This is a genomic window from Shewanella sp. MSW (assembly GCF_007636515.1).
Classification (GTDB): Bacteria; Pseudomonadota; Gammaproteobacteria; order Enterobacterales; family Shewanellaceae; genus Shewanella; species Shewanella indica.
Map to the genome: position 1 here is coordinate 35,220 of NZ_LVDR01000013.1, position 13,452 is coordinate 48,671.

The following is a 13,452-nucleotide window of genomic DNA, read 5'->3' on the forward strand; positions in this document are numbered from 1 at the left end:
TGTGACAGGCAACAGACTACTGTTATTGGCCCTGGTTATCTTTATGGCGGGTTTATTGCTGGCGGCTTTTGACCCCTTGGTAGGCAACTGCAAACGCTATTTGGGTGAAGTGGTGCATTCCGGCCCGGACGGCACCACAGTCGCCCTGCCCGATGGCCGCACGGCGCTGGTGGAACCCAGTGCTCTGCCCCCGGCGACGCTGGTCACCATAGGCGCCAAGCGTCATTTGGTGTCGGGTATTGAGGTATTCAAGCTCAAGGGCAGAACAAAGGCAGATACGCCTTCGGCCAGCCACGGCGGCAATACCCTACCGCCTAGCTATCAGGGCGGCGTGGCACAAGCCGCGAAATAAGCAGGCAAACCTGTCTCGGGGAATGGTATAAACTGCAACATAGCTTGAGTTGATTACCCTTGCCGGAGGCAGGATGCCGATGACACTCTCTATTCGCCCGCCGCTGTGGGCACTCTTATTGATATTGCCGATGCTTGTTGCCGGTTGCAGCAGTTCGCCAGAACGCTGCGGCGCTGAGATTCAACTAAACTGGGCCGAGACAAAGCAGCTGCAACAGGATGTCGAAGTACTTGCCTCGCCCAGACTGCAAGGTCGGCGCAGCGGCACCCAAGGTGCTGCGCTCAGCCGCGAGTATCTCACAGAGCGCTTTGAACAAATCGGCCTGCAGCCGCTATCTTCGATATTTCCGCCCCTGGCCGAGACTCTGAGCGGCTTTCAACACTCATTCAACTATGTCGATGGCTTTGCCGACGCTCGGGGCATCAACCTGCTGGGCTGGCTACCGGCAGCCCGGCCGACCACTGAGTGGCGCCTGCTGATTGCCCACTATGATCATCTGGGCGATCGCGGCCCGGGCTTTTATCCGGGGGCCGACGACAACGCCTCTGGTGTGGCAGCCTTACTGGCCATCGCCCAAAGAGTCAAACAAGCGCCCGGTCGCTACAACCTGCTGTTTATTGCCAGTGACGCCGAAGAGCCGGGACTCTATGGCAGCAAGGCCTTGGTGAGCGCATTACAGCAAAGCGGTTTTGCCGAGCACATCTCGCTGGCGGTCAATCTGGATATGATAGGCAGGCCCGGGCTTCCTTATGCCATCTACCTCGAAGGCAGCCGCTATTTCCGCCACTATGATGACTTCAGCGCCTATCTGATGGCGGGCACAGGGCTGTGCATTCGCCCCAGTCATCCGCGCCCCATTGGCCGCAGCGTGCAGCGCAGCGACTGGCTCAGGGCCTCGGATCATTACCCTTTTCACCGGGCGGGGCTTCCCTGGCTCTACTTCGGTGTCCCTGCCCACGCCCAGTACCATACCCGTGATGACACGCCCGACAGACTGGATTATCCTTTTATCGGCGCCGTAGCCGAAGCAGCCGATCTGCTGCTGCGACTGCCATCGGAACAGTTACAAAACCGATAGTTGGCCTACTATTTGCTTTAAATTTGCCATAAAAATACCTTTAATCGTAGAAAATAGCAGATTTCGCTGTTATAATCTGGCGTTTTCGGTGCGGGAAATCGACACGGGGTTGATTTTCTGTCTGTGAAACTTTCTGCGTCATCCAGACGCGTCCACAAGGCTACAACCCATGTCATCCAGTGAAAAAACTTTCCGAGAACTCGGCCTCTCCGAGGCGTTGCTGCGTGCTCTAGATGAGCTCGGCTACGAGAACCCGACCCCAATTCAAGCCGCGAGTATCGCCCCTCTGATGGCGGGCCAAGATATTCTCGGCCAGGCACAGACAGGTACAGGTAAAACCGGTGCCTTCGCTCTGCCTCTGCTTAATGCAACAGATCATAACCTCAACGCACCGCAAATTCTGGTGCTGGCACCAACCCGCGAACTGGCGGTACAGGTAGCTGAAGCTTTCTCCAGCTATGCCAAATTCATGAAAGGTTTCCATGTACTGCCTATCTATGGCGGTCAAAGCATGCACCAACAACTGCAGGCGCTGCGTCGCGGCCCTCAGGTAGTCGTTGGTACACCAGGCCGGGTCATGGACCATATGCGCCGTGGCACCCTCAAGCTCGACAGCCTCAAGGCTCTGGTGCTTGATGAAGCCGATGAAATGCTGAAAATGGGCTTTATCGACGATATCGAGTGGATCTTGGATCATACTCCGGCCGAGCGTCAGCTGGCACTGTTCTCTGCCACTATGCCTGAGCAGATCAAGCGGGTTGCCAACAAGCACCTGAACAACCCTGCCACCATCAGCATTGCCGCCAGCCACACCACGGTAGACTCCATCGAGCAACGCTTTGTACAGGTGTCCCAGCACAACAAGCTGGAAGCCTTGGTACGTGTGCTCGAAGTGGAAAACACCGAAGGTATCATCATTTTTGTGCGTACCCGTAACTCTTGTGTGGAACTGGCCGAGAAGCTGGAAGCCCGCGGTTACGCCTCATCACCACTGCACGGTGATATGAACCAACAGGCCCGTGAGCGCGCCGTGGATCAACTCAAGTCCGGTAAGCTGGACATTTTGATTGCCACCGACGTTGCCGCCCGTGGTCTGGACGTTGAGCGTATCGGTCACGTGGTCAACTATGACATCCCTTACGATACCGAAGCCTATGTACACCGTATCGGTCGTACCGGCCGCGCCGGTCGTACCGGGATGGCGATTCTGTTTGTGACCCACAGAGAGATGCGCATGCTGCGCACCATTGAGCGTGCCACCAACAGTCGTATTTCCCCGATGAAGGTGCCAAGCCCTGAAACTGTGGCTGAGCGCCGTCTGTCTCGCCTTGGCGAACAGGTTGCTGCCACCATAGCCAACGAAGAGCTGGACTTTATGAAAGGCGCTGTGGCTCAGCTGTGTCAGCAGTTGGAAGTGGACACAGATATTCTGGCGGCCGCACTGCTGCAACAGGTACAGCAAGAGCGTCCGCTGCAGTTGCCTCCGATCCAGGAGCGTCAGCGTGACAGCCGTGATGAGCGCAGCTCACGCGACGATCGTGGTTCACGGGAAGATCGCGGTTCGCGTCGTCGCGACTCTCGTCCGGTTCCCGGCGATCTCGGCAAGGCCGAATCCCTGAAGGATAACCCGGATCTGCAGATGTGCCGTTACGTGCTGGATGTGGGTCGTGAGCACGGCGTGGGTGTGGGCAATATCGTAGGTGCCATCGCCAACGAAGCCAGCATAGACAGCCGTTACATAGGCCAGATCCAACTGTTTGACTCTCTGACTACAGTCGATCTGCCTGCCGGTATGCCTAAAGACGTACTGGCGCACCTGAAGAAAGTTCGGGTATGCGGCAAGCCTATCAATATCCGTGAAGCCGGTAGCCAGAGCTTCGAAGGTGAACAGCGTCCAGCTCGTCGCCCTCGCAAGCACTCAGGCGAACGCCGTCCGGATCGTAAGCCCCGTCGTCGTGATGACCGCAGCTGATCCTGCGGATTAAATAGACTCGGTAAAAATGCCGCTCACTCATGGTGAGCGGCATTTTTCTTTATATTGATTAAGCAGTGTCGGCAGATACAACTGTGCTTGGGAATATCCCGCAGCGCCAGTTCCAGGTAACTGAAGTCGGCCTTCATGCACCAGCAAAGCGCAGGATCGGTACCGGCCGCCATGGCGCATTGGTTGGCTTGTTGGCATACAGGACAACGAGCGGCGGACTTTTCGGTCATGAAGCCTCCCTGTCAGCAGGATGATTGATGCCATCCATCACGGGAGCATCCTTGAAAGCAAAGGGATCCAACTCGTCAATGCACCCCAGATTAACGCCATACTCCTGTGGATTCGAGCGCCTTTGATGATGAGTATAGATACCGCAGCGACTACAGAAATAGTGTTTCGCGGTATGGGTATTGAACTGATAACAGCTGGTGAGCTCTGCGCCACTCACCAGCTTGAGATTAGCCAAGGATACAGAGGCTACCGGCGCACCACGGCGGCGACACATGGAGCAATCACAACGGCGAACATTGTTCACTCCTTCGGGAAAAGTGAGCGCCAACTGAACCCCGCCACAATGGCAACGGGCAATATAGTGAGTCTGAGTCATGACAATCCTTGTAATCCTGATTGAACGGGCAAGCTTAATTAGGGAAGGTGCGAACAAGTCCCATGTGTGCTCTGCGTCGGCTTATGGGCCTGGATGCAAGGCATGGTTCGCAGCAAATGGCCATAGTCCTTTGCAAGAAGCACAACACAGCAGGCAGGCCTGTAATCTGGGCTTTCACAGCAAAACGGCATACGGCCTATTTCATCTTGCCCCAAGGTACACAGCTTGCCAATAGACAGAAGCTGAACTGCCAAGCCAAAGAAAGTAATCACCCTGACAAAGAGTAAGCATTTCCCCCGATATTGCTGCAGCCAATAGCCAAGACTCCCCATCATAATGGAGCAAACTGCGGCCCACATCTGCTGCGCCCCCTGCTCAAGCCAATGCCGAATTTCAACCCCAGAAGTCGGTGATAAGGCGCAGCGACCACCGCCTCAGTATAACGCTAAGCATAGTAACCCAGGGACTTTCCGCCCCTATCACAGCGAGGATTTGTCATCAGCGCTAGAGAGTTGCCAACGAGTGTTTCTGATCGCGAACAAAGAACCTGTCACCGGACAGAAACAACCAATCTCATTGATTAGCTGAGTTTTTAATTTATTTTTAAGGAAGCATTTTTCAGTTATAACCCTATGGATCCCATGCCACAAAATAGGTAGACTGGCCCCGGTTTACCTCCTTGGAAACAAACCAAGGGATATGATTTGGGGGCGTAAATCGGTTGCTTGAGTAGCCAGTACGCGCTCTCCTCAACTTATAGAGAAGGAAATAATGGGTTTACAAGAAAAACAATGGAAGCGCTCTATCGAAGAGCAGTATGTGGTTGAGTTCAAACAGGACATGAAGAGCATTCTGGATGCCGACCTGGACGTAACCTTTGACTGGGACAGTTTCGACAGCGCCAAAGAGATCATGTACGTGCCCACCTATGCACTGGATCGTGTCAAATCCGCGTTTAAAGAACTCGCCAACGACCAGGATGCCAAGGAAGAGATTGTTGCGCAGATCAAGACCCTGCATATAAAGAACATCAACGACAATGCCGAAGAAGCCAAGAATATGCGTATCGGCGATGGCGTTTTCGCTCTCGAAGTCGGTTTCGGCGGCAACCACGCCTGTGTCTTCAACGACACAGCTATCCGCCAGTACCTGGAAAATAACCTCTGATCATCCGAGCAGAGCGTGATGCTTAGGCTCATCTCCGTTTGAGCCCATCAGTATCCAAGGCCGGTCCTCCCCTGAGACCGGCCTTTTACTTTTTAATGGCTTCAGTCAGTCAATTACCTCCCCCGGGCCAAAACCACAGAGTCAAGTTCCCAACCCTGTACTACCAAATAAAAAAAGCGCGCCTGCTATGGCGCGCCGAATAGATTAAGGCTCTTGCCTTACGACTTCTTGGGGAAGATGGGATAAGCCTCTTTGCCCAGCAAGGTACCCTTTACCTCTTTACCGTAGTAACCGGCATGCTTGTGATACTTGCCTTGGGTTTCCTCGAGCTTTCCTTTGAAGCGGGGATCCTGAGGGCGTTCATGGGAGTTGATATAGGCGGCTACATCCCAAGCTTGTTGAGTGGTCAGCTGCATACTCTTGCCCAGTGGCATATTCTCGTGGATAAAGAAGGCAGCCGTGTTGACCCTATGCATTCCGGCGCCCCAGTTAAAACTCTGCGGTCCCCAAAGCGGTGGCAAGGCATACACACCGGCTATCGCTTGCCCCTGACCATCGGCGCCATGACACGCCTGACAATGGGCCTGATAAACCTGCTCACCGCGGGCCGGATCATAAGCCAATTCAGGTTTGGGTATTGAAGGATAACCCCGGCCCGGCAGATTGGCGCGTTGATCTACCGTCAACTGCTGCTTAATGGCTTCAGGGATGGGGAAGTCTTCCCGTTTGCCGCCCTTGATAAGCTCGGCATCGGCCAGTTCAGGCACTTCGCCTTTGACACCGTATTGATCCATCAAGCCACCTACCCCAAGCCAATAGGCATAGGCAGACAGGGCCACCAACTCAGGGCTGCCGCTCTCTGGCGCCTTGCCATTCATTGAATAGGTAAAACAGCCCTGAATACGCTCTTCGAAGCTGTTGACCTTATCGTTCTTCTTTCGATAGGCAGGATAAGCGAAATAAGCGCCCCAGATAGGAGAAGCGTTGGGCTTACGACCGGCATCCATATGGCAATTGACGCAGTTCAGCTCATTGCCGACGTATTTGTCGCGCAGTTGCTGAGTATTGACGAACAACTGATAGCCCTTGCGCACCTTATCACCAAAGGCACCGGCCGGAATCGCATCCAACGGTCTGGGGATCAGATATTCCTGCCCTTGTACCTTAGGTGATGATGGCAGTTGCGCCTGGCGATCGGGCAGATTCTCGGCCTGGGCCTGAGCTGTCATTGCGGCCACAGCACCCATGATAAACAGAGTAGATTTTTTCATGCTGCGTCCTTACTTGAGATTGGCAAAATAGCTGGCAATAGCATCGATTTCGGCGCTGTTGAGCTGTTTGGCAACATGCTCCATCATGCCATCGACATCGCCTTTACGGCTGCCATCCTGCCAGGCTTGCAGTTGAGTCTTGATATAACTGGCTTGCTGACCGGCAAGCCTGGGGAAAGTGCCACCACCCAGGCCGGAAGGGCCATGACAAGTCACACAAGCGGGTAGGTTCCGGGTCCAGTCGCCCTGGTACACCAGTTTTTCGGTCGGATCAGCAAATACCACCTGCTCACCTCTGAGCTGGGGTTTGACTTCAGCGACGCTCTGGGCCGCGAAGTAATCCGCCACCTGGCCGATAACCTCATCCCCTTGCAGGGTCATGGCCATGGGCGTCATGGTAGCGTTTTGGCGGGTTCCAGCCTGAAACAGCTTGATTTGTTGTTGAATGTATTGGCTGGAAAGTCCGGCGAGCCTTGGGCCCAACGGCTCTACGCCCTGTCCCTGAGGGCCGTGGCAACTGCCACAAAGCGCGGCCTGCGGTGGCATAGCCGGCTCTGCTGCCATGGCTGTCCCTATGGACTGAGCCAACAGCAACAGACCACCTGCGGCGAGCGTGATTGATTTCATCTGTTATCCCCCAAAATGAGTAAGTGCTATAGCATAGATCCAAATCACATATATGAGAAGTTTGCGATAAATATCAAAAAAGCAGCGAAAACGGCCATAATCCAGATGTCATAAGGTTTGCAGCTCAAATAAATCTTCGGCTTTGAAATATTTGCTTACGATTTGAGTTTTATAAAAAACCCTTTTCTAACAATGTATTGGATAACGATTCTCGTTTAGAAGTCATTACTCTCCAAAGCGGGTCGTCTCAAAGCTATTGAGAAAATGATGTAATAGATAACAGGCCAACAAGGTGCCGACTATGGCCACCAGAATGCTACTCACCCGATACAGGGCACTGAAGATCAGATCATTGCCCGGAGTCAGATATTGGCCGAACAATATTCCCAGAGTGGTCATGGCACCAAAGCCCACCGCCGAGCCACTGGCCTCTTTGACATGGGCCTGGGCAAACAACAAAGTACCGAACCAGAGCATAGGTACGACCAACAAAAGCACACCGGACCAGTCATACAGCAAGAGTTGCACCGCCATCCCGTATACCACCCCGAGCACAGTACCCATAGCCCGTTTGCGGGCATAGTCGAGGGCACCGTTCCAATGCATGGGAAACAGCAACAACAGTGTAGTAGCCTGCGCCGACATGGAGTCGCGCAGATCAAAGGCCTGGAATATCAGAAACGACAGGGTTGCAACGCTGGCCCCCATCAAAGCTTCATGGCGCATTCTGTGGGGCTGTTTGGGCCCGGGGACATAAGCATTGCGAGGTTCAACATCCGGGATCAGCACTGTCATCAAATAAGCTATCAGCACAGACAGCACACTGGCCCAAAAGTTACCGAAGATGAGGTCGTTCAGGTCGGTATCAGGATAGCTGGCAAAATGCAGCATAATGCTGAGGCTGATCACTCCATTGGCACCAAACAGAAACAGGGCGCCACGGGACATACAGGCAAAGCGATACAGAAACAGCACAAAGACAATCAAGGTCATCAGTGCCGGATGACTGCCAAACAAACCGCCTATGATGCCCACCTCAACCCCACAGACAACAGCCGCGGCCAGTAACTGGCGCGCCGCATGGCCGTTCATCACTGGCACCAGTCCCAGCAACAACATGGGGATGACAGTATAAAACACCCCGTAATTCCAATTCATCAGCTTACAGATCAGAAAGCCGAGGCTGGCGCCGGTGGCGATGCGCAGGCACTGGCGCAGCTCATTCTGAGTCAAGGGGTGGTGACGCAGGATCATCGGCCACCTCAATAGATGTAGTGCAGCAGGCTGACTGCCTTGATCTGCAGCTTGGCCATGAAACGATAGAAACTATTGTCCGGCAGCAGTTGTACGGTGGCTCGGGAACCGGCCGCCAACCTGGGGTATTCTTCACTCTGGAGTTCAAAGTGCAGTCGCAGACGCTGAGCGTCCCGCACCCAACGATCTGACTCGGTCGGCGTCGCCAGCATGCCGTTGGCATCGAATTGTCCAGCGCTGACACCGGCATCGCGGCTGCTGACTCTGGCAGGGTAGAGTCTGCCTGGCTCGGCATCGAACGCCACCCAGGCTTCAGTGCCCGACTCAACTCCCCTGAGGGTTTTCTCGCGAAAATCGGCAATGATATCCATCTGCTCCGACACCAGAGCCAATACGGGTTGGCCCTTGTTGGCCATGCTGCCACTGGCCAGTTGTAGGTTGGTGACTATGCCTTCGTGTTCTGCCAGCACCTTGGTGTAACTCAGATCCAATTCTGCCTGAGCCAAACGGCTGCGGGCCTGGCGCAACTTGAGGTTCTCTGTCCCGGCTGTTCCCCGGGAAACCTTGAGTTTAGCCAGTTGTGCCTTGGAGGCTGCCAACTTGGCTAACGCCGAGCTGGCATCAGTATCGGCCTGATCCTTAAGCTGGCGTGACACACCATTGCTGGCATAGAGGGCATCCAGGCGCCTGGCCTCACGTTGTTTCTGTTGCAACATGGCCTCATTGGCGCTGACATCTGCGGCGGCGGCCTCTATGGCTGCATCCAGCTCGGCGTTATCCTGCACCGCCTGCTCCAGCGCCAATTTGGCCTGCTCCAGCGCGAGCTCAAAAGGAGCCGGATCTATGGCGAAGAGTAACTGCCCGGCCTCTACATGTTGATTGTTGGCTACAGCCACAGATTGCACCGGGCCACTCACTTGGGGCGCTACCTTGACCACAGTGCGGGTCGCCATCGCCTGTGGCGTCAGCGGCATCTCCAGATCCGCCAACATGAAATAGGCAAAGACCAGCACAAAGCCCACCATGGAAAATTTAACGAGTCTGGCAAATTGTTGATCTGGCGTCATAAAGTCTCTCTCATTTCGCTTGCTCTTGCTGCAGCTGATGTTGGGCGTTATCGCAAATCCTGGTGATCACGGCTTCAAAATGAGCCAGCTCATCCGGATCTATGCCCGCCAACAACTTGGCCCGTACCTGGATGATCCTGGCCTCCATGGAGCGAATAACTTCCTCACCTTGGGCCGTCATGGAAACGATGCGCGCCCTTTTGTCATGCTCGCAGCTGTGGCGAGTGATCAACCCCTGCTGCTCCAGCTGACCCAGGGTCCGCATCAAAGAAGGCAATTCAATTTCCAGCGACTCGGCCAACTGCTTTTGACTGATATGGTCGCCCATGCGTCTCAGCTTCCATAGCACGGTCCAACGAGGATGGGTCAGCCCCAAAGGCGCCAATTCATTGTCGGCGACCATGCGCCATAAACGGTGTAAACGCCCCAAGCGCTCTCCCAGAGAGGTCTCTGTCAGCTGTTCTATATATTTGTGCATCTTGATTAACTGGTTACTTAGCAGGCTAAGCATTTTACTTATTTAGCCTGCTAAGTAAATAGCTAATCGGGAATAAACCCGATCTGCCTCGCACATCTGTTCAGTAAGTAAACGGATCTGGACAAAAATTTGTCATAAGTCGCAATTACTTAACACTAGTAGCACTATAATTATTCAACCTTGTTTGACCCTGGGAAGGTACAATGAGCCCGGCGCAAGGTCGTGGCGATCACCAGGCCACGTCAAGCCGCCGCACTCGTTTCATCCCCCCATGCCTGGAGGCTAACTTGTTCTCACATCTAAAAATCGGCACTCGAATCGTGCTGGGGATCTGCGCCGTACTTATCGCCATGATGAGCTTTATCATGCCCTTGGTATTGTCGGAATTTTCCAGCCAAATTGATAATGCCGAGCAGCGTGAACTGCATAAGCTGTATCAAACCGCGATTGCTGAAATAGACTCTTCAGGCAGATTGGCCGAGGCATTGGCTACTGTGGTGGCCAATACCCCGGAAATGCAGCAGGAATTCGCCTTCGGCGACAGGGATTCACTCAACAACCGCAGCCAACAACTGTTTGTCCCGTTGAAACGGGATTTTGCCGTGCAGCAGTTTCAATTCCATCTGCCACCGGCCACCTCCTTCCTCAGGGTACATAAACCGGAAAAGTTCGGTGACGATCTCTCTGGGTTTCGCCAAACCGTAGTGCAGACCAACAACAGCAAGCAGCCGATAATGGGGCTCGAGAAAGGGGTGGCCGGCCTCGGGATCCGCGGCCTGGCTCCAATGACTTATCAGGGACAACACACAGGTTCGGTTGAGTTTGGCATGTCATTCGGTCAACCTTTCTTTGATGCCTTCAAACAGAATTATCAGGCCGAAATTGCCCTGCTGACACCTGACAGCAGCGGTTACCGCCGTTTTGGCGGAACCTTTGAAACCGCGGCTTTCAAAGACACGGCGCTGCTGCAGAAAGTACAACAGGGAAAAGCTGACAAGTCTTTGATAAGTTTGAATAGCAATAGTCATGTCCTCTACCTGCATCAGGTGACTGACTTTTCCGATAACCCCATTGGCGTACTGGCGATCGCCATGGATCGCAGCCACTCGGAAGCCAGCCTCTGGTATATCAAACTCAAGTTGGTGGCCATTGGTGCCATAGCGCTGTTGGCGGGCGCCGTTATCGCCTTCTTTATCGCCCGCAGCATCACCCGCCCTATCGCGCAAACCACCAGCGCCATGGAGGATATCGCTCAAGGGGAAGGCGACCTGACCAAGCGTATCGAAGTGAGCAGCAAGGATGAAATTGCCGATCTGGCACGGGCATTCAACCTGTTTGTCGCCAAAATCCAGCAAACTATTCAGCAGGTGACTCAAGCCACTGACTCACTGGCAACCTCAGCCGAAGAGATGTCCGGCATCACCAGCGACAGCCGCCACAGCGCCGAGCAGCAGCAAAGGGAAACCGAACAAGTGGCTACCGCCATGAACGAGATGGCCGCCACGGTTCAGGAGGTCGCCCAAAATGCCACAGTTGCCGCCGACTCGGCAGAGCAAGCCGATGCCGCCACAGATTCAGGTAAACAGGTGGTCAACAGTGTGGTTGAGCTGATGGCCGGGCTGGAGTCAGAGATCCGTGGCGCCGCGGCTGCTATCGACAAACTCGAGCAGGACAGTCAGGCGATAGACTCAGTGTTGGAAGTGATCCGCAATATTGCCGATCAGACCAACCTACTGGCACTCAATGCCGCCATTGAAGCAGCCAGGGCCGGCGAACAAGGACGGGGTTTTGCCGTGGTAGCCGATGAAGTACGCACCCTGGCGAGCCGCACTCAGGCATCGACAACCGAAATTCAGCATATGATTGAAACCCTGCAACAAGGGGCGCAGTCAGCCGTCGGTGTGATGCAAAGCAGTAATCAAACCATGGATAAGTGTGTCGCCGAAGTGCAAAACGCCGATGCGGCTCTCAATGAGATCCGCGCTGCAGTTTCCGCTATCACCCAGATGAATATCCAGATAGCCAGTGCCGCCAACGAGCAGTGCGCCGTCTCAGCCGAGATCAATCGCAATCTCAACAATATCAATGATGGCGTGGCTCAGGGCAGTGAAAGTGCTGCCCAGATAGCCGTCGCCGGTGAAGAACTGGCACAGCTATCGGTACGCCTCAAGCAGTTGGTCAGCCAATTCAAGGTTTAACCCACTAAAGACAAGCCCACCTATTGGTGGGCTTCGTTTTTATCCGCTTAGCCGTTATCAAAGGCCTTCACTTGCCGGGACGTACTCCCAGTGTATGGCAGATGGCATAGGTAAGTTCGGCGCGGTTCAGGGTATAGAAGTGGAAATCTTTCACCCCTTCACGGGAAAGCACCTTAACCATGTCGATGGCCACGTTGGCACCCACCAGCGCCCGGGTACCGGGATCGTTATCCAAACCTTCAAACTGGCGGTGCAGCCATCCAGGCAAAGACACATTGGTCATGGCGGCAAAACGCTTGAGCTGGTTGAAGTTGCCCACAGGCAATATCCCGGGAACAATTTCCACATCGATGCCGGCGGCCACACAACGGTCGCGGAACCTGAGATAAGACTCCACATCGAAGAAAAACTGGGTGATGGCACGGCTGGCACCGGCCTCAATCTTGCGTTTCAAGTTGATAAGGTCAGCCTGGGCATTAGCCGCATCCGGGTGCACCTCTGGATAGGCGGCTACCGAAATATCAAAGTCGGCGACCGAGCGCAGCAAACGCACCAGATCCGAGGCGAAACGTGTCGGCTTGGGACTGCCTTCCGGCAGATCGCCTCGCAGCGCCACTATGTTACGAATACCGCTGTTCCAGTAATGACGTGCCAACTGCAGTAACTCTTCATCACTGGCATCCACCAACGTCAGGTGCGGCGCCGCCACCAGCTCGGTTTCCTGCTGGATCCGTTCGATCACGCTGTGAGTGCGATCCCGCACCCCTGAGTTGGCACCATAGGTGACAGAAACAAACTTGGGATTCAGTGGCTCCAGGCGTTGAATTGAGTTCCACAACAAGGTTTCCATCTCAGGCGTTGAGGGCGGAAAGAACTCGAAAGAAACATTGATGTCGCCGTTGAGCTCAGACAAGCTCTGGTTCAGCGAGTGCGCATGTTGTGCGTGATGAAAAGCCATTGAAAATTCCCTCAACTATCTATCTGGACGTTTGGACGTCTATATGTCCACATACTAGAGAAACTGTCCTTGAAGTCAAGCCCAAAGATGGCTTCAAAGGTGTATTTATCTTAATCGGTATAAAAGCCACTAATGAGTGTTTCTGCAAAGCCTCGGCTTTGCGCCTGAGGAGTGCTTTCGCACAGGTGATCCTGTGACTGGAAAATAGGCGTATGTCTGCAAATCGCTCAAATATTTCAAGCTGCTCAGGACTAACAGAGTTGCACCGATTCCCCCTCGGTGTCGCCGAAAGCCGTTGGCGCAAATAACGTGGCTGAGGGCGAATGCTCGCCGGTGGCGAGTGTGCTTATGAGCGCGAGCCAAGGAAGGCGAGCTGGCCTTTATCCATGGAAGGATTTGGATGCCGAAGCA

13 protein-coding genes are annotated in these 13,452 nt (G+C 54.2%); 5 read left to right on the plus strand and 8 right to left on the minus strand.

The features are described 5' to 3' along the window. Window position 1 precedes the first annotated feature (1 nt). The 3 genes from AYI96_RS14380 (at window position 2) to AYI96_RS14390 (ending at window position 3,402) form a co-directional block, all read left to right on the plus strand. Window positions 2-352, plus strand: a complete 351-nt coding sequence (locus AYI96_RS14380; RefSeq protein WP_144361834.1) for a hypothetical protein — start codon at window positions 2-4, stop codon at window positions 350-352. A 73-nt stretch (window positions 353-425) separates the two neighbouring features. After that, window positions 426-1,430, plus strand: a complete 1,005-nt coding sequence (locus AYI96_RS14385; RefSeq protein WP_260853004.1) for a M28 family peptidase — start codon at window positions 426-428, stop codon at window positions 1,428-1,430. Window positions 1,431-1,599: 169 nt separating this feature from the next. Continuing rightward, window positions 1,600-3,402 carry a DEAD/DEAH box helicase gene (locus tag AYI96_RS14390; protein ID WP_144361835.1) on the plus strand — a complete coding sequence of 601 codons (1,803 nt, stop codon included), beginning with the start codon at window positions 1,600-1,602 and terminating at the stop codon, window positions 3,400-3,402. A gap of 35 nt (window positions 3,403-3,437) precedes the next feature. On the opposite strand, the gene AYI96_RS14395 is transcribed toward AYI96_RS14390, so the two are convergent. Then, complete coding sequence (locus tag AYI96_RS14395; protein ID WP_039033527.1) at window positions 3,438-3,644, minus strand: cysteine-rich CWC family protein; 207 nt, start codon at window positions 3,642-3,644, stop codon at window positions 3,438-3,440. After that, window positions 3,641-4,021, minus strand: a complete 381-nt coding sequence (locus AYI96_RS14400) for a GFA family protein (RefSeq protein ID WP_039033528.1) — start codon at window positions 4,019-4,021, stop codon at window positions 3,641-3,643. Before AYI96_RS14400 ends, AYI96_RS14395 begins: the two co-directional genes overlap by 4 nt. 771 nt (window positions 4,022-4,792) lie before the next feature. On the opposite strand from AYI96_RS14400, the gene AYI96_RS14405 reads away from it, so the two are divergent. Then, complete coding sequence (locus AYI96_RS14405) at window positions 4,793-5,188, plus strand: hypothetical protein (RefSeq protein ID WP_039033530.1); 396 nt, start codon at window positions 4,793-4,795, stop codon at window positions 5,186-5,188. Between the two features lie 218 nt (window positions 5,189-5,406). Here the strand turns inward: AYI96_RS14405 and AYI96_RS14410 are convergent, their stop codons facing one another. The 5 genes from AYI96_RS14410 to slyA form a co-directional block, all read right to left on the minus strand. Then, on the minus strand, window positions 5,407-6,459 hold the full coding sequence (locus AYI96_RS14410) for a c-type cytochrome (protein WP_039033531.1): 1,053 nt from the start codon (window positions 6,457-6,459) through the stop codon (window positions 5,407-5,409). Window positions 6,460-6,468: 9 nt separating this feature from the next. After that, the gene (locus AYI96_RS14415; RefSeq protein WP_233962780.1) at window positions 6,469-7,023 is read right to left on the minus strand and encodes a c-type cytochrome; all 555 of its coding nucleotides are present in this window, start codon (window positions 7,021-7,023) and stop codon (window positions 6,469-6,471) included. 288 nt (window positions 7,024-7,311) lie between these two features. Next, window positions 7,312-8,340: a DUF2955 domain-containing protein gene (locus tag AYI96_RS14420; protein WP_039033533.1), complete on the minus strand. Its 1,029-nt coding sequence runs from the start codon at window positions 8,338-8,340 to the stop codon at window positions 7,312-7,314. A gap of 8 nt (window positions 8,341-8,348) precedes the next feature. Next, window positions 8,349-9,407: an HlyD family secretion protein gene (locus AYI96_RS14425; protein ID WP_039033534.1), complete on the minus strand. Its 1,059-nt coding sequence runs from the start codon at window positions 9,405-9,407 to the stop codon at window positions 8,349-8,351. A gap of 10 nt (window positions 9,408-9,417) precedes the next feature. After that, on the minus strand, window positions 9,418-9,885 hold the full coding sequence (gene slyA / locus AYI96_RS14430) for a transcriptional regulator SlyA (protein WP_039033579.1): 468 nt from the start codon (window positions 9,883-9,885) through the stop codon (window positions 9,418-9,420). Between the two features lie 350 nt (window positions 9,886-10,235). Here slyA and AYI96_RS14435 point away from each other — a divergent pair, with 350 nt between their 5' ends. Continuing rightward, window positions 10,236-12,083 carry a methyl-accepting chemotaxis protein gene (locus AYI96_RS14435; RefSeq protein ID WP_226685073.1) on the plus strand — a complete coding sequence of 616 codons (1,848 nt, stop codon included), beginning with the start codon at window positions 10,236-10,238 and terminating at the stop codon, window positions 12,081-12,083. Window positions 12,084-12,150: 67 nt separating this feature from the next. Here AYI96_RS14435 and metF read toward each other — a convergent pair whose 3' ends face one another. Further along, on the minus strand, window positions 12,151-13,041 hold the full coding sequence (gene metF, locus AYI96_RS14440) for a methylenetetrahydrofolate reductase (RefSeq protein ID WP_039033535.1): 891 nt from the start codon (window positions 13,039-13,041) through the stop codon (window positions 12,151-12,153). Window positions 13,042-13,452: the final 411 nt, after the last annotated feature.